The sequence below is a fragment of the Stenotrophomonas sp. GW821-FHT02D01 genome (assembly GCF_059421765.1).
Genome location: NZ_JBWKVP010000009.1, coordinates 28,997 through 44,915 on the forward strand (window position 1 = coordinate 28,997; position 15,919 = coordinate 44,915).

18 protein-coding genes and 1 pseudogene are annotated in these 15,919 nt (G+C 64.2%); 12 read left to right on the forward strand and 7 right to left on the reverse strand.

Going from position 1 to position 15,919, the window contains the following annotated elements:
* Positions 1 to 21: 21 nt before the first annotated feature.
* Positions 22 to 1,263 carry a hypothetical protein gene (locus tag AC07UW_RS16290; protein ID WP_495212429.1) on the forward strand — a complete coding sequence of 414 codons (1,242 nt, stop codon included), beginning with the start codon at positions 22 to 24 and terminating at the stop codon, positions 1,261 to 1,263.
* Positions 1,264 to 1,287: 24 nt separating this feature from the next.
* Here AC07UW_RS16290 and AC07UW_RS16295 read toward each other — a convergent pair whose 3' ends face one another.
* The 3 genes from AC07UW_RS16295 to AC07UW_RS16305 all read right to left on the reverse strand — a co-directional run bounded on the left by AC07UW_RS16295 (position 1,288) and on the right by AC07UW_RS16305 (position 3,545).
* The gene (locus tag AC07UW_RS16295) at positions 1,288 to 1,788 is read right to left on the reverse strand and encodes a hypothetical protein (RefSeq protein WP_336027542.1); all 501 of its coding nucleotides are present in this window, start codon (positions 1,786 to 1,788) and stop codon (positions 1,288 to 1,290) included.
* A 90-nt stretch (positions 1,789 to 1,878) separates the two neighbouring features.
* Complete coding sequence (locus AC07UW_RS16300; RefSeq protein WP_033830933.1) at positions 1,879 to 2,466, reverse strand: TetR/AcrR family transcriptional regulator; 588 nt, start codon at positions 2,464 to 2,466, stop codon at positions 1,879 to 1,881.
* 125 nt (positions 2,467 to 2,591) lie between these two features.
* The gene (locus AC07UW_RS16305; RefSeq protein WP_495212430.1) at positions 2,592 to 3,545 is read right to left on the reverse strand and encodes an AraC family transcriptional regulator; all 954 of its coding nucleotides are present in this window, start codon (positions 3,543 to 3,545) and stop codon (positions 2,592 to 2,594) included.
* A gap of 101 nt (positions 3,546 to 3,646) precedes the next feature.
* Between AC07UW_RS16305 and AC07UW_RS16310 the strand changes: the two genes are divergently transcribed.
* A complete protein-coding gene (locus tag AC07UW_RS16310) occupies positions 3,647 to 4,486 on the forward strand; it encodes an oxidoreductase (protein WP_495212431.1) in 840 nt (279 codons plus the stop codon).
* Between the two features lie 93 nt (positions 4,487 to 4,579).
* Here the strand turns inward: AC07UW_RS16310 and AC07UW_RS16315 are convergent, their stop codons facing one another.
* Both AC07UW_RS16315 and AC07UW_RS16320 read right to left on the reverse strand, forming a co-directional pair.
* Positions 4,580 to 6,349 (reverse strand): oleate hydratase, encoded by a 1,770-nt coding sequence (locus AC07UW_RS16315; RefSeq protein ID WP_495212432.1) that lies wholly within the window; start codon positions 6,347 to 6,349, stop codon positions 4,580 to 4,582.
* Positions 6,350 to 6,469: 120 nt separating this feature from the next.
* Positions 6,470 to 7,564 carry an FAD-dependent oxidoreductase gene (locus AC07UW_RS16320; RefSeq protein ID WP_495212433.1) on the reverse strand — a complete coding sequence of 365 codons (1,095 nt, stop codon included), beginning with the start codon at positions 7,562 to 7,564 and terminating at the stop codon, positions 6,470 to 6,472.
* 81 nt (positions 7,565 to 7,645) lie between these two features.
* Here AC07UW_RS16320 and AC07UW_RS16325 point away from each other — a divergent pair, with 81 nt between their 5' ends.
* A complete protein-coding gene (locus AC07UW_RS16325; RefSeq protein WP_495212434.1) occupies positions 7,646 to 8,101 on the forward strand; it encodes a MarR family winged helix-turn-helix transcriptional regulator in 456 nt (151 codons plus the stop codon).
* Between the two features lie 12 nt (positions 8,102 to 8,113).
* Here AC07UW_RS16325 and AC07UW_RS16330 read toward each other — a convergent pair whose 3' ends face one another.
* On the reverse strand, positions 8,114 to 8,638 hold the full coding sequence (locus AC07UW_RS16330; RefSeq protein ID WP_495212435.1) for a GNAT family N-acetyltransferase: 525 nt from the start codon (positions 8,636 to 8,638) through the stop codon (positions 8,114 to 8,116).
* Positions 8,639 to 9,104: 466 nt separating this feature from the next.
* Here AC07UW_RS16330 and AC07UW_RS16335 point away from each other — a divergent pair, with 466 nt between their 5' ends.
* The 4 genes from AC07UW_RS16335 (at position 9,105) to AC07UW_RS16350 (ending at position 10,966) form a co-directional block, all read left to right on the forward strand.
* Positions 9,105 to 9,560, forward strand: a complete 456-nt coding sequence (locus AC07UW_RS16335; protein WP_495212436.1) for an SRPBCC family protein — start codon at positions 9,105 to 9,107, stop codon at positions 9,558 to 9,560.
* Between the two features lie 9 nt (positions 9,561 to 9,569).
* On the forward strand, positions 9,570 to 9,884 hold the full coding sequence (locus tag AC07UW_RS16340; RefSeq protein WP_100436164.1) for an ArsR/SmtB family transcription factor: 315 nt from the start codon (positions 9,570 to 9,572) through the stop codon (positions 9,882 to 9,884).
* Between the two features lie 2 nt (positions 9,885 to 9,886).
* A complete protein-coding gene (locus AC07UW_RS16345; protein ID WP_033830924.1) occupies positions 9,887 to 10,345 on the forward strand; it encodes an SRPBCC family protein in 459 nt (152 codons plus the stop codon).
* 75 nt (positions 10,346 to 10,420) lie between these two features.
* Entirely contained in the window at positions 10,421 to 10,966 is a 546-nt protein-coding gene (locus AC07UW_RS16350; RefSeq protein WP_495212437.1) for a chemotaxis protein CheW, read from the forward strand.
* Between the two features lie 120 nt (positions 10,967 to 11,086).
* Here the strand turns inward: AC07UW_RS16350 and AC07UW_RS16355 are convergent, their stop codons facing one another.
* A complete protein-coding gene (locus AC07UW_RS16355; RefSeq protein ID WP_481450826.1) occupies positions 11,087 to 11,869 on the reverse strand; it encodes a 3-hydroxybutyrate dehydrogenase in 783 nt (260 codons plus the stop codon).
* A 209-nt stretch (positions 11,870 to 12,078) separates the two neighbouring features.
* On the opposite strand from AC07UW_RS16355, the gene AC07UW_RS16360 reads away from it, so the two are divergent.
* The 5 genes and pseudogenes from AC07UW_RS16360 to AC07UW_RS16380 all read left to right on the forward strand — a co-directional run.
* Positions 12,079 to 12,426 (forward strand): hypothetical protein, encoded by a 348-nt coding sequence (locus tag AC07UW_RS16360; protein WP_240790689.1) that lies wholly within the window; start codon positions 12,079 to 12,081, stop codon positions 12,424 to 12,426.
* 101 nt (positions 12,427 to 12,527) lie between these two features.
* Positions 12,528 to 12,875 carry a hypothetical protein gene (locus AC07UW_RS16365; RefSeq protein ID WP_495212438.1) on the forward strand — a complete coding sequence of 116 codons (348 nt, stop codon included), beginning with the start codon at positions 12,528 to 12,530 and terminating at the stop codon, positions 12,873 to 12,875.
* A gap of 143 nt (positions 12,876 to 13,018) precedes the next feature.
* The gene (locus AC07UW_RS16370; protein WP_495212439.1) at positions 13,019 to 13,327 is read left to right on the forward strand and encodes a hypothetical protein; all 309 of its coding nucleotides are present in this window, start codon (positions 13,019 to 13,021) and stop codon (positions 13,325 to 13,327) included.
* Positions 13,327 to 13,728, forward strand: coding sequence for a zeta toxin family protein (locus tag AC07UW_RS16375; RefSeq protein WP_495212440.1), 402 nt, complete (start codon positions 13,327 to 13,329; stop codon positions 13,726 to 13,728). Before AC07UW_RS16370 ends, AC07UW_RS16375 begins: the two co-directional genes overlap by 1 nt.
* Positions 13,632 to 13,925, forward strand: a pseudogene (locus tag AC07UW_RS16380) (zeta toxin family protein); the annotation flags it as partial. The gene AC07UW_RS16375 and the pseudogene AC07UW_RS16380, both read left to right, overlap by 97 nt.
* Positions 13,926 to 15,919 lie beyond the last annotated feature (1,994 nt).

Here is a 15,919-nt window from a genome sequence, read left to right on the forward strand (position 1 = left end):
TGGCCTGCCGATGGAACGGTGATGACTGCTACCCCGTACAGGAACTACCGCTTCGGTATCGGCGTCTCGCTGGTCCTGGCCAGCCTTCTCGCCGCGCTCGGCCTGATCGCGGTCTGCACCCCGAATCTCGGCTGGGGCGTGGTGGCGTTGATCACCCTTGCGCTGTGGATCGGGGTGCCGCTGCTGGTGCTGCTCCTGCTGGCCTGGGGCCGCTACATGGTGCGCGAGCGCGGGTACGTGCCGGGCCGGGTGCATGCCCTGATGTTCGTGCCCACTGTCCTCGCCCTGCTCATCTATCCGCTGGGTGATTCACTGCGCGGGCGCTTGGATACCGCCACCGGTGGCTCGCGTGCGGCCATCGCAGAAACGCACATCAACCTCAGTGGCCATGCACTGTGGCTGGACACCTCACCCTATGCCTCCACCTACTCCGGCGCGGGACCGGACCTGCCCATGCAAGGCGACAACCCCCAGCGCTTCGTTGCCTTCCACCGCTACCCGAACGCGCAGTCCGATGCAGACAGCGCTTTCCCCTACGACAACGCACGACTGAAGCCGGGCATCGACCGCTACCGCTATGGCGCGCCCTCCGAAGGCACTGCAAGCACCCTGCCCCTGCGTCGCCAGTCCTATCCGGATACCACAGCGCTCATCCGCGTGTGGGGCACATCGGGGGGGCCAGGCATCGTGCACCTCTACTACCACTATGCCGACCACGTCGAGGTTGCCCCCGCGCTGGCGCGTCTGGCCGGCGCTACCGAATACGAGCTCGAGCGCAGCCGCGTGGAAGGGCTGGTGCAGTTCAAGACGCACAACTACGGCGCCGCGCCGATCGTGCGCCTGGAAATCAATGGCGCGACGCTGGACATCGGCGACGACGCCATCGCGCCCATTCCTGCGCCCCCGGCCGCGTGCACGGCGTCCAACCACACCACCGGCGTCGCGCTGTTGAATCTCGACCAGCCGTTGCAGGTTCGCTGGCAGACTGCCGCCGCACCGCAGGTATGGCATCGCGCACGCGTGCAGGTTCCTGCATTCCGCCAGCCACAGCCACTGGATGGCCAATCCACCCTGCAGCGCGTGCTGCTCTATGTTCTGCCCGACGGCACGATGGCAGCAGAGCGCTACGTGGAAGTGCTCACGGGCGATTCCCGGCGTGGCATCAAGGCCACCGGCCTGCCTGCCAATGCGGCGGCACACGCGACGTGTGGCAGCGCCTACGCCACTTACGGCGAAGACGCACCAGCGCCGCTGGCGGACTGATCATCCGGACTGTCCCTTGCAGCGTCAGACGCGTGCGCGTGCGTTGCCCGCATGTATCCGCCAGCACTGCGCCACGAATCCGATCGCAAACACCACCGCGCACCCCAGCAACGTCTGCAGGATCACCGGCGCCAACGGTGCAGGCGCAATCGGGTGCGCCACCGGCAAGCGTGTCAGCGTTTCATTCACGCCTGGCACCAGCGACAGCAGGAAGCTGAAAGACAGCGCGAATGTCGACAGATAAGGCGCCAACCGCCCCAGGAACCGCAGCCGCGTCGCCAGCACGCCGCCGAATGCAATCAGCAGAATCACCACACCAAACGCATGGCCAGGATTGAGGCCCCCGGTGCTGGAGACGGTGAACGAGGTCACCACCGACAGCACCAACCCCAGCAGATAGAGCTTGCCGGCGCGCGTAGCCGGATCAATGGCCCGATACCGGATGAAACCGAACAGGCCGGCAGCGATGGGAACCAGGCTGATCGCGGTGTGCACGATGCCCAAGGAAGAAAGCGGATGACTCATGGCGACCTCTGCTGGAGTTTTGAACCTACTAGTAGGTAGTCTATACGGACAAAAAGAAGGCCCGCTCCGCGCAGGCCTTCATCGAAACATTCAGACCGCCGGCACCAGCCGGGCAATCGACAACCGTGCGAGTGCCGCGAACGTCGCCGCATCACCAAACCCACGCGCGGCTAGCATCGCGCCGTGCACCGAGGCCATGAACGCCTTGGCCTCATCGGCAGGCGTGCCCTGCAGCCTCAGCTGCCCCTGCGCCGCACCCTTTTCCAGCGTGATCGTCAGCCAGCCGCTCAGATCCTCGAAATGCCCGCGCACTTCATCGGCAATCTCGTCGGGGATCATCGGCGCTTCGGCCGCCAGCATCGCGCAGATGCAGAACGACGAGGTGCCACCGGCAATGCAGCTGGACCAGTAATCCACGTAGGCGTTGAGCGCCAGCAACGGATCGCCCAGCTGCCGGTCCAGCAGCGCCAGGCCTTCCCGTGCCTCCGCCCGGTACAGCTCCACCACCGTCCGCACCAGATCCGCCTTGCTGGGGAAATGGTGGTGGATGCTGGCCTTGCTGATGTTCACCCGCGCGGACACGTCGGCATAGCTGAAACCGTTGTAGCCACCGGCTTCCAGCAGCGAACGGGCGTGGGCCAGGATCTCGTGGGCCTTGGGGGACAGTGACTCTTTCATGGATGCAAACCTACTAGTAGGTAGATTGCATGTCAAGCGCGTCGTTTGTCGCACGCGGCCCGGCCCTACCCAGGCCACACGCCCGCCCAACGGTAGCGCCGGGCCATGCCCGGCGAGCCCAGCGGTCAGTGCGAAGACACATACAGCGCATCGGCCGGCGCCGGCGGCAGCGCAAAACTTCGCCGCATGCGCGCCACCTCGGCCGCCGGCGGCAACCCGAACAAGCGCTTGAACTCCCGGTTGAACTGCGACGGGCTGGCGTACCCCACCGCCAACGATGCCGCCTCAGCCGTCATGCCCTGCCGCAGCATCAGCAGCCGCGCCTGATGCAGCCGCGTGGACTTCACATACTGCATCGGCGAGGTACCGGTAATGCTGCGGAAGTGATCATGGAACGTGGCCACGCTCATCTCCGCCTGCGCTGCCAGCGCATCCACATCCAACGCCGTCGAATAGGCCGCGTGGATATGCCGCAGCACCTTGCCGATGCGGCCGAAGCGCCCGCGCATCGCCAGCGCCTCGCGCAGCGCCCCACCCTGTGCGCCGGTCAGCACCCGGAAATACAGCTCGCGCACCAGCGAGGGGCCCAGCACGTCGGCCTCCAATGGATCGGCCAGCGCTTCCAGCAATCGCAGCACCGTGGCCTGCATCGCAGGCTGCATCGGGCTGGACATCATGCTTCTTGCCGGCGCTTCGGTGCTGGCAGTGCGCTCGCCAAGTTCTATCAGCAGATCTGCGGCCAGCTGCAGATCAAGATGCAGGTAGATCGCCAGCAGCGGCGCCTCGGCCGTGGCCTCGGTTTCCATGGTGAAGGGCACCGGCACCGACACTGCCAGGTAGTGCTGCGCGTCGTACTGGTAGACCTGCCCGCCCAGATAGCCGCGCTTCACCCCCTGGCAGACGATCACGATGCCGGGGTCGTACAGCACCGGCGTGCGCGCCAGTGGCCGGTTTGAGCGCAGCAGCCGCACCCCGGGCACTGCCGTCAGCGTGTAGCCCTCGTCCACGGCCAGCGCCTGCAGCAGGCCCACCATGCGTGCCTGGGCCGGATGTTGCAGCGGATCGTCAGGCGGCCCCATCAGGTGATCCAGAGGAATAGGCAAGAAAGCCCGAAGCTTAGGCCTGGGCGGCCGCGCACTCAATCACTAACGTGCAACTCCCCAGCCACGAGCCCTCAGCCATGACCGTATCCCGCCTCCTCCTCATCACCGGCGTCAGCAGCGGCTTCGGCCGGGCCCTGGCCCAGCAGGCCCTGCTGGCCGGGCATCGCGTGGTCGGCACCGTGCGCAGCGAATCGGCCCGCCAGCAATTTGCAGCCCTCGCACCCGGTCGCGCCTTCGGCCGCCTGCTGGACGTCACCGACGCCGCAGCCATCGATGCACTGGTGGCCACCGTCGAAGCCGACATCGGCGCCATCGACGTGCTGGTCAACAACGCCGGCTACGGCCACGAAGGCATCCTCGAAGAATCCACGCTGGACGAACTGCGCCATCAGTTCGAAGTGAACGTGTTCGGTCCCGCCGCACTGATCAAGGCCGTGCTGCCGCACATGCGCGCGCGCCGCCGCGGCCACATCCTCAACATCACCTCCATGGGCGGCTTCATCACCTTGCCGGGCATCGCCTGGTACTGCGGCAGCAAGTTTGCGCTGGAAGGCATCAGCGAGGTGCTGGGCAAGGAAGTGGCGTCACTCGGCATCCACGTGACCGCGATCGCGCCGGGCTCGTTCCGCACCGATTGGGCTGGCCGTTCGATGGTGCGGGCCTCGCGCAGCATCGGCGACTACGACGCGCTGTTCGACCCGATCCGCAGCGCACGCGAGGAAAAGAGCGGCCATCAGCTGGGCGACCCGATCAAGGCCGCGCAAGCCATGCTGCAGGTGATCGACAGCGATGCACCGCCCAGCCATCTTCTGTTGGGCAGCGATGCAGTGCAGCTGGTGCGGACAAAGCTGGCATCGATGACCGGCAGCATCGACGCGTGGGAACAGCTGAGCCGCTCGACCGACGGCGGGGTGTAAGTGCGGGCGGTAGCGCCGGGCATGGCCCGGCGCGCGATGCGGCACCGAAAGAAGCCGCCGGGCGTGGCCCGGCGCTACCTGCGCCCCGCTCCCTCAGTCGTCCTGCACCAGCTTGAACTCACGCAACAGCCCACCAATCTGGGTCTTGTCCAGCTTGTTCATCAGCAGGTTGCGCAGGAACGCCGGCCCCGGAATGTCCAGTTCCTTGCCATCGCGAAGACGCCCGGTCGCGGCCAGCAGCGTGCGCACGTCGTAGGTGGAATTAAACACCTCCGGCACGCCGCGCTCGATGCCCAGCATCGTGTACACCGCTTCCATCGGCGTGCGCACCGAATACTCGGTGGTGAAGATGCAGTCGCGCTGCTTCGATTCGGCGAACTGGCCGATGAACGCGAAGTTCACCGCGCCTTCCGGCACCACGTCCGGGCGGTCACCGGCCTGGCGCGGCATGAAGAACGCAGTGATGTACGGCATCATCACCGGCACCGTCTTCGCCCCGGTCGCCGCCAGCTCGTCGATCTCCTCCACCGGCACACCCAGGTGGTACAGCCACTCGCGGGTGATCTCCTCGCCCGTGCAGTCCTGCATCGGCTTGTTCACGTAATCGCCCGGCGTATCCACGAACAGCGAATACACCCACACCACGATCTGGTCTTTCGGCTGGTTCTTGAAGTGCGGCTGGCGGTTCACCGTCCAGCTCATCAGCCAGCGCGAGTCACGCACGCTCACGATGCCACCAGTCACCACCTGGCCGCTGAACGGATCGCGCTTGGCAATCTTCTCGATGTACGCCGGAATGCGCGCGTCCAACGTGGTTACCGTCGCCGATTCCCACTTGGTTTCCGGTATATGCGCACCGAATACATCCGGGCGCCCGAACGCCGCATCCTTGGCCGCGATGCGTCGCCACAGGTCCCAAGCCGGTGCCGGGCCTTCATTCAAGCGCGCAGCGGTGTGGTGATCGCCGTTGTCGGAATTCTCGGTCAGCGAGCCGATCGTCATGAACACCAGATCGTCCGCGCCCAGGTCCACGCCACCGGCCTGTCCATCCTGCATCCAGTGGATGCGCGTGGCCTGCTTGCGGCCCGCCTGCAGCGCGAAGTCCACATCGGTCACTTCAGTGCCGTACTGGAACCGCACGCCGCGCTCCTGCAGCCACTTGACCAGCGGCAGCACCAGCGATTCGTACTGGTTGTACTTGGTGAACTTCAGCGCCGAGAAATCCGGCAGCCCGCCGATATGGTGGATGAAACGATGCAGGTACAGCTTCATCTCCAGCGCCGAGTGCCATTCCTCGAACGCGAACATCGTGCGCCAGTACAGCCAGAAATTGCTGTCCAGGAAATCGCGGCCAAGCACTTCGTTGATGCGCTTGTTCTCCATTTCCTGCCGGGTGGCCAGGAACAGCGCGATCACGTCCTTCTGCGCCTGCTCGCTCAGGGTGAACAAGCCATCGGTATGCGCATCTTCGCCGCGATTGATCGTGGCACGCTGCAGCGAATAGTTCGGGTCGTCCTTGTTCAACCAGTAGAACTCGTCCAGCACACTGGCATCGTCGATTTCCAGCGACGGAATCGAGCGGAACAGATCCCACAGGCACTCGAAATGGTCTTCCATCTCGCGGCCACCACGGATCACGAAACCCTTCTCCGGCACCTTCAGGCCATCCAGCGCGCCGCCGGCAATCTGCTGCTGTTCCAGGATGGTGATGCGCTCGCCGGGCATGCGCCCATCGCGCACCAGGAACGCCGCACCGGCCAGCGAAGCGAGGCCCGAGCCTACGAACCAGGCCGTCTTGTTGTCCACGCCCGCTGGCTTGCGCGGGCGCGCGAAGGCCTCGTAGTTGCCACTGCTGTAGTACATGCGCGTCTCCTTCCTGGATGGGGTAGCCCCCACTCTAGCTCTGAACCGATGTACCGCATCCTGCAGAGAGGCTGCGACGCAGTGACGCAGGTGCTTCCCGTCCCCGCGTTGCAAGCGGCCTCAACCGCCGTCAGCGGTCCCCTCGGCAGTGAACCAGCGCTGGAACCCGTCGATGGCGTCCGGCATCAGCGCGCTGGCGCGCTCACGCACAATGGACTCGGCGTGGCGAATGGCACTCACCGCATCCGGCTGCGCACACAACGCCATCGCCACATCCGACGCGTCCAGCATCGCCAGGTTCACGCCCACGCCCACCGGCGGCATCAGATGGGCAGCATCGCCGATCAGTGTCACGCCGTTGCGTGGTGTCCAACGGAAATCCGGCGGCAGGCTGTAGATCGGCCGCCGCACGAAGTCGGTGCACGCCTCCAGCAGCCGCCGCAGGTTCGGTGCCCAGCCGGTGTAGCTGCCTGTCACCAGCGCGCGCATGCCTTGCTGCGCGATCTGCGCATCAAGCCAATCAGAAGGCCGCTTCAGCGCTGCATACACGCAGAATCGATCGCCGCTGTTGCGCTGACCGAACAGCGCTTCCTCGCCGCCAAAGCAGAACAGGCTGCCCTGCCCCACCATGCCCGCGATATCCGCCGCAGGCTGCGCGATCCATCCTTCAAAGAAAGTAATGCCGGTCGGCAGCGGCTGGCACGCACTCAACGCAGCGCGGACTTTCGACCACGCACCATCGGCACCAATCACGATGTCCGCCTTGGCCTGCACGCCATTGGCGAAGCGCAGGCTGTGGCGGCCGGCATCTGCAGGTTCCATCTCACTCAGGCAATGGCCCCACTGCACCGTGTCGGCCGGCAACGCGTCCAGCAGCAACTGGCGCAGGTCACCGCGGTCGATCTCCGGCTTGTCCATGGTTCCCTCCGGCCCGAACCCACCTGCGGTAATCGCCCCGGACCACGGATCACCCACCCGCGCCTCCTGGCCTTCATGGCGCGCCACCACCCGGAACGCCTCCAGCAGACCGGCGCGCTGCAACGCCACCTGGCCGGAATCCTCGTGCAGGTCCAGCGTGCCGCCCTGGGTGCGCTGCTGCTTGGACGACTCGCCCTCGTACACGCTCACCCGATGGCCGCCGCGATGCAGGATGAGCGCGGCCGTCAGGCCGGCGGGGCCCGCGCCGATGATGGCGATACGTGGAGGGTGCGGCATGAGGTGGCCTGCTGGTGGTTGATATATCAACCGTAGAACGTTCAGGTTGACACGTCAACCCGTCCCGGGCAACGTGGGCGCATGACCCCACCCACCATCACCCCTGACGAGTGGGCCGCTTGGCGCGGCTTCCGGCGCATGGCCGAGATCACCTCCGGCCGCATCGTCCACGACATCACCCGCAGCACCGGGCTTTCCAGTGCCGACTTTGTCGTGCTGATGGAACTGAGCAAGGCCAAGGACCGCTGCCGCCGCCAGCGCGAACTGCTGGACTACCTGGAATGGGACAAAACCCGGCTCTCGCACCAACTCACCCGCATGGCCGGCCGTCGCCTGATCGAGCGCGACACCGACAGTGACAACGTGGTGGTGATCCGCATGACCGCAGAAGGCCGCACCCAGCTAGGCGCAGCGCGGCCGGTACACGTCGCCAGCGTGCGCCGGAATTTCCTCGATCATCTCTCAGCCGATGACCTGGCCGCGCTGCAGCAGATCACCGACAAACTGCATGCAGCACTACAGGACGCAGAGAACTGAGACGCCGCCAGGTCACAGACGGCGGCCCAGCACCTGCCCCGGCCAGCCATCCACGTTGAAGGTCGACAGCCGTTCGTAACCGCACGATTCGTAGAAGCGCACCAGCTCGCCACTGCCACCGCCATAGCAATCCACGCGCAGGTAATCCAATCCCGCTGCGCGTGCCTGCTCGTCGGCAAACGCCATCAAACGCCGGCCGATGCCACGCACCCGCGCATCGCGCGAAGCAATCAACACGCGCACGTACAGCTCCGGCTCGGTCGCCGCAGGCACATAGGGCATGGCCTCGCCCAACGCCAGGAACGCACGCACCTTGCCCTGCGCGGTTTCCGCCACCCACGCACCGGGCAGTGCGCAGGCATCGGTCACCTGGGTAATGCGGCGCGGAATGGACGACCACGCCTCGGTACCCCACTGCTGCGGATTGCCGATGGCCACGAACCACGCAATCACTTCATCGAACAGCTCCAGCACCGCAGGCGCATCGGCCACGCTGGCGCGACGAATCGTCAGCGCCTCTTCTCCAGCATCACTCACGCGTAGTACTCCTTTCATTCAACGAACCCGAACGGCTGCAATCACCCGGCTCCGCCCAGAATGCCGCCGCGCACCAGGCATCACCACGGCCAAAAGTCCATTGCGCGCCGCTGACCGGTAGTGCCGGCCGCTGGCCGGCAGCTGCAATTACTCACTCCACTAGCTGGCCGACCAGCGGCCGGCACTACCCAGACCGACAATCCATGCCGCTTCATTGACCGGTCCGGCATGACCACGGCGAAAACCCATGGCGCCGCATTGACTGGTAGTGCCGGCCGCTGGCCGGCAGCTGCAATCACCCACCTTCCCCCAGGCTGCCGGCCAGCGGCCGGCACTACCACGGCGAAAATCCATGGCGCCGCATCCACCGGCCAAGGCTCCACGGCGACGGAGTTGACATGCAGGCATTTACCTGCCTATTGTGATCCCACGGACGGCACCCGCCGCCCACCGTGGAGCCGCAGTCATGGTGGATATCGCACACAGAGTCGGCATCAACGCCCCATCAGCCCAGGTCTACCAGGCCCTGGCCACCCCCGAAGGCATCGCCGCCTGGTGGGCCGAGGACACCACCGGCGACCGCCACATCGGCGGCACCATCACCGCCCGCTTCACCGCCAACGGCGTGCAGATCGGCGCCATGCAGATGAAGCTGCTGCAGCTGCAGCCGAACGAGCGGGTGCTGTGGGAATTCACCGACGGCCCACCGGAATGGATCGGCACCACCGCGCGTTTCGCCCTGCACCAGGACGGCGACTACTGCATCGTGCTGTTCAGCCATGAAGGCTGGAAGGAGCGCGTGGAGTTCATGCACCACTGCAGCACCAAGTGGGCCATCTTCCTGATGAGCCTGAAATCCCTGCTGGAAACCGGGCGCGGTCAGCCCAGCCCGCACGACGTCAAGATCGACAACTGGAACTGAAGGCACCCCATGGATGCAGACAAGGTGTTCAAGGCACTGGCCGACCCCACGCGCCGCACGCTGCTGGACCTGCTGTGCGAGCGCAACGGACAGACGCTGGGGCAGCTCTGCGAGCACCTGCAGATGGCCCGGCAATCGGTTACCCAGCACCTGGGCCTGCTGGAAGACGCCAACCTGATCAGCACCGTCAGGCGTGGCCGCGAGAAGCTGCACTTCATCAACCCGGTGCCGCTGCACGATGTCTATACGCGCTGGGTAAGCAAGTTCGAGCAGCAGCGCCTGAGCCTGCTGCATGACCTCAAACAGGAACTGGAAGGAGAATGACGATGAGCGCTGAATCCACCCGTTTCATCCACGTGATCTATATCGCCTCCACGCCGCAGAAGGTGTTCGAAGCCATCACCCGGCCGGAGATTGCCCGCACCTACTGGGGGCACGAAAACGTATCGGACTGGAAACCCGGCTCGCGCTGGCAGCACGTGCGCGCCAATGACGAGCGCAAGGTCGAACTGGTAGGCGAAGTGGTGGAAAACACCCCACCCTCGCGGCTGGTGATCACCTGGGCTGCCGCCTCGCAGGCGGACAATCCGAAAGCCTACAGCCGGGTGACGTTCGAGATCGTGCCGTATGAGGACATGGTCAAGCTGACGGTGACCCATGACGAGCTGGAACCGGGCAGCGGCATGGATACCGGCATCCGCCAGGGCTGGCCGATCGTGCTGTCGAGCCTGAAATCGCTGCTGGAAACCGGCAAAGGCCTGGACGTCTTCGCCAAACCACAGTAATGCCAGCCCATGGCTGGCAATCTGCCCACGGCCCAAGCCAACCCGTGAAGGCGCCTTGATCCCGCTGAACGACGCATGCAACGCGTGCTGGCCGCTCGTCCGCAAAGTACGCGTTACGTCACGTCAACACGGCATCATTGCGTTGCAGTTTCAATACCCTTCCACAGGTTCCTCTTGCAGCCCTCTTCCCTTTCGGCCGGTGAACCGGCCCCGTCGTCGCCGGCCTTCATTGAAGTTGTTGTTGTGCGGGCCGGTACCCACCTGTTTGCCATCGATGTCGAAGTCGCGATTGAAATCCGCGGCCCGGAAACCTTTGATCGCCCCGGCAGTGGCGCGCGCCCGCACCTCACCGTGCGCGGCCACGCACTGCCGGTGGTCGACCTGCGTCAGGCCATCGGCTTGAGCGGGTTCGCTCATGGCTGCCCGGCCATGCTGCTGATGCAGGCCGGCACGGAGACCTTTGCCTTTGCCTTGGCCGTAGACGAGGTGCGGGACATCGAAAGCGTGCCACGCCACAACGTGCGGCCCGCCGCGGACACCCCGTTCGGGTTCTGCGGCCATCACGTCATGCTGGATGCACTGGGCGAGATTCCCCTGATCGATCCCACCCGCCTTCGATAACACCGAACCACCGCACCGCCCTCCCGATAACACCGGACCCCACACCGATCTCCCGGTAACACCGGACTCCGCCCCGATCTCCCGGTAGCGCCGGGCCATGCCCGGCGGGCAGCCGGCCAGCTAGCGCGCCGTCCAGCCCCCATCCACCGGCAGCGCCGTGCCCGTGATCTGAGCCGCAGCATCCGAGGCCAGGAACACCACCATTTCCCCCAGCTGCTCAGGCGTCACGAACTGCAACGAGGGCTGTTTCTCGGCTAGCAGCGCGCGAGCGGCGGACTCCTGATCCGTTCCCTCCCGCTCCGCCAATGCGGTGATCTGCTGCTCGACCAGCGCCGTTCGCACCCACCCTGGGCAGATGGCGTTGGCGGTGATGCCCGTGCCCGCGTTCTCCAGCGCGGTCACCTTGGTAAAACCAACCACGCCGTGCTTTGCCGCTACATAGGCCGACTTGTTCACCGACCCAACCAGCCCGTGCACCGATGCGATGTTGATGATGCGACCGGATCCCTGCTGCTTCATGTAAGACAAGGCCGCCGCCGTTGCATGGAACACCGCAGAGAGATTCAGCGCGAGGATCGCATCCCACTTCTCGACGGGAAATTCCTCGATCGACGCGGTGTGCTGGATGCCCGCGTTGTTCACCAGAATGTCGATGCGCCCCATCTTCGCCACGGCGTGGTCGATCATGTCCCGAACGGCGTCGCCGCGAGACAGGTCGGCGCCATCGTGCGCCACCCGTACACCGAACTCGGTTTCCAGGTTGGAACGGATGCGTTCGATTTCCTGCGCATCGCCGAAGCCATTCAGCACGATGTCGGCGCCTTGCCGCGCGAGCGCCGTGGCAATGCCAAGACCGATACCGCTGGTAGAGCCGGTAACCACCGCAACTTTTCCATTGAACATGGGCGAGCTTCCATCGGGCGTAGGCAGCCAGTTTACCTTCGTAGATCCACGCCACGCGTGGATGCTCTGCCCCTCCTGCCACAACGAAGACGCTCCTCGATCAAGGCGTCAGGCAACCCGCCCAACCGCTGTCGCAAATGACATTGGACCCAGAGAGTCATGTGCGGATACTCTCGAACCCGCATGGATCTGCAGAAATGGTGACAGTCGTGACTCCCTCTTCCCCTCCCGTTCCAGCAAAACTCCGGGAAATGCTTAAAGACTATCCGGAGCATATCGAACGGCTGCAGGAGGCTCTCAACTCGGTAGAGCACAGAAGAATCAAGTCCGACCCGCCTTTTGAGAGAGCGGCATGGCTATTGGAGGACTGCCTTGATGGCTTTATCAGCGAAGCCCGCATTCACCTGGCCGCCGTTGAGGCATCGTGCGAAGCTCGATCTATTGCGAAAGCAGATGAGAAGTTCAAACTGATGTTCCGGGCGCGCTCCGGCAACGGGGGAATGAAGGGCCTCCATGAGCTTTACGAGTACCTTCAAGTCAACCCCGGAGAGATCTGACCACTCCTCTGATGTCCAGCAGGACCTGGGTGGCGTTGAACTCATACCTGCAAGTGCAGATACTCATGAAAGCGTGTCAAATCGCTGACCAGGTGAAACCCATGCCTCATTCCCCTCCCCCGGTACCGGCAAAGCTCCTTGAGTTGCTCAAGGATTATCCGGATCACATCGAACAACTGCAGAGGGCTCTCATTTCAGTGAGCGACGGGCGGCAGAGTTACGCCCCCCCCTTTGAGGCCGCAGTCTGGCTGTTGGAGGACTGTCTTAGTGCATTCAAGAGTGAAGCGCGCGCTGAAATTGATGCCGCTGTGGCATCAGGCGATCCGCAAGCCATCGAACGAGCCAAAGAAAAGGAACGACTGATGTCATTTGCCGGGTCCAGCAACATTGGCATGGCCAGACTCGACGATCTCAGGAAGTACTTCGACCTTAATTCAAGAGGCGCCTAACGCCGCCTTCCGATAGTCGGCAGCTACAGATGGCATTGAACTCGCCATTCCAAGTTTAGATACTCATGAAAACGTGTCAGACCACTGAATAGGTGTCGACTATGCTTCAAGCCACTCCTCCAGTTCCAGCCAAGCTTCGCGAAATGCTCAAGGACTATCCGGAGCATATCGAAAGACTGCAGGTAGCTCTCAATCGATCGGTTGAACGATCGCGAAGGGTTCCGCTGATGCCGTTCGATGACGCGATCTGGGCCCTGGAAGCGGCGCTCGGGGCGTTCATCATGGAAGCTAGCGATGAGCTTGAGGCTGCGGAGACGTCGGGCAATCCCAAGGCAATAGCTGAGGCCAATGAGAAAAAACGACTGATGTCGTTCGCCAGGTCCAAGAACATTGGCATGGCTGAAATTGACGATTTGTGGGAGTACTTTCAAGTCAACTTCAGAGGGTCCTGATGGCTTCCACCGCTAGCCCCCTTTCGCCGGAGTTGCACCAGCAAATTCTATGGGAACAGATCATTCCCAAGAGCGGCCTGGATAGCCGGACGTCATATGGAAATCCCCAGGCAGTGATACTCGCCGGTCAACCTGGGGCTGGCAAGGGTGGCCTAGCGGGTCAGGTTAGGCGGGAACTGCACAACGATGTCATCACTATCGATCCCGACGCGCTACGTGATGAGCATGAGTACGTTCGGAGTCTGCGAGTCTGCGCAAGCAATATCCTTACACTTGGTCAGGCCACACTCACGACGACGCCAGCCAGTGGGCCAAGGAACTGCGGTCTTCAGCAATCGATGGTCGCAACAACCTCATCCTCGATACTACGCTGGGCAATGGTGACAGCGCAGTTGCCTTGATCAGAGATCTACGAGCCAAGGGCTATGAAGTCGAGGTTCGGGGAGTTGTAGCGCACCGGCTGGAGAGCGAGCTTGGTGTCGATAGACGTTTCACGTCTGACTTGGACTTGGTCGGCTTCGGCCGCTACGTCCCCGAAGACGTGCGCAAACACGTCTACGAAGCCTTGCCTGGCAATCTGGACAAGGTCCAGGCCGAGACCGGCATCCAGATTCGGCTCTACGGACGCGAAGGCGCGCAGGTCTACGACAGCCATAGCGACACCCGCCTACCGGGCGCAGCACTGGAAGCCGAACGCGAAGCTCGACTGAAAGACCCTCGAATCACCCAAGCAGTGCGCGATGGCTGGCGCACACAAGGCCGCTGGCACGCCGAGCTTGGGGACACCCTACCCCTCAACGACAAGGTCAGTCCACCAACAGCGGCAGCCGTTTTCGATGAACGCGCAACGCTCAAGGTTGTTGAGGGCATAACGCCCAACATCCAGGAAGCACGCAGCGTCGACCACACAATCCGCGTCCGTCCAAACATGGTGCGAGGCGCCATCATCGGCGGTGCCGCAGCAACTGTTGTTGAAGCAGCCACGGAAGGGACAAAGATTGCCGACCTGTACGCGCGCGACAACCGCACAGGCGCGGAAGCTGCGATATTGGACTTCGGTGCGCGCAGTGTCGGCGGCTGGACCGGGGCAGCGCTGGGCGCCAAGGCGGGCACGCTGCTGGGCATCGAGTCCGGCCCCGGCGCGATTGTCACCGGCATTATCGGTGCCGGACTGGGTGCGTGGGGTGCCAGCGAAGTTGTCGAATGGGTCGAGAAGTACAAGATCAACAATCAGGGCGACGGCTCCGGCAGAGTCTGGACGTTTGATCCCGCGCATCCTGAGAAGGGCTGGACGCACAGCGAGCGGGAAATCATAGGCACTGTCGGCACCTTGGCCGATCGCCCGATCTACGGCCCGGCTACGCTGCTGACGGCCGATGCCGAATTGACCCAGCAACTGAACTACCAAGCCTCAAGCTTGGCCGTTGGCCTGCGGATGCGGGAGCCTGATCAACCGATAAATCCTTTCAGCATTGCCGGCGACGCCACCGACACACCCAGCGCACTGCCGCGCTCCTGGGAGCGCAGTCCGGAAACCGGCGAATGGCGACGTGAGGTCGTCCATCAAGTCCTTGAGCACGGCATCAAGAACACGACGGTGGAAGTAGCCGATGCCGCCAAGGCGGCCCATCTCGATGAGACCGCTCAAGGCATCATGGCCTTCAACGCCGCCCGGAGTTCAGCCGCCTTCGCCAAGCAGTACGAGCAGGTATACACCACGCAAGGCTGGTCCCAGTACGGCGAGATTCCGGAGGAGGTGGTCTTCGCCCGGAACCATCCAGATCACGTTCTGGCATCCGATGGGCGCACCTATCAGCGCCAGCACGATGGCGAATGGCTGCATGACGGTTGGATCTACGATTCGCTGGCCGAGGGCAACATCCGCGACGAGTTGAATGGCACCTACCCGCAGATCCGGGCGATCCAGCAGCAGGAGGCTCCCACACCCGGCTCCCATGAGCGACGTATTGATGCCCTGACCGCAAACGAGCGCGATGCCTACGATCAGGCCACGCAGGAAGCGAACCGGCTGGGCGTCGCGGCTCCCCAGGCGCAGCAACTGGCCGCCGCAGCGGTAGCCGAGGTGCGCGGCGAACACGCCGATGAGCGCCTGACGCCGCAGGCAGTAGTCGATGCGCACGCCGAGGAGCGAGCTGCGCCGGCGCCCAGCGCACCACCCCTGGTGCAGGAGCACCGCACTCCCGCGCCTGCAGCACCGACGCCGTCGGTTCGTGCCGAGCCGGCACAGGAACCGGCGCGCCCGGAAGGGCCACGACCCGAGCCAACTGCAGCTAAAGCGCCCCCAACGCAGGAAGATTCGAGCGAGCAGAAAGTGCGCACGGATGCAGACTCTCCTGCGCAGCAGACGCCGTCTGCGCCCGCGCCATCACCCTCCATTCCCGCGGCTGAGCAATCTCGCGCCCAGCCCGAGGCGAGGGCGCTGCCTGCTTCCGGTGTTGAGCGCCGCGCTCCCGCGCAGGATCCAGTTGCGACTCACGCCCACTCCCTGGCCCCAGCGAACCAGACCGAAGTGGCCGACGCCGCGCCAGTGACTGCTCGCCTCCACGAAAACGACGCAAAGCCGGCGCCGAT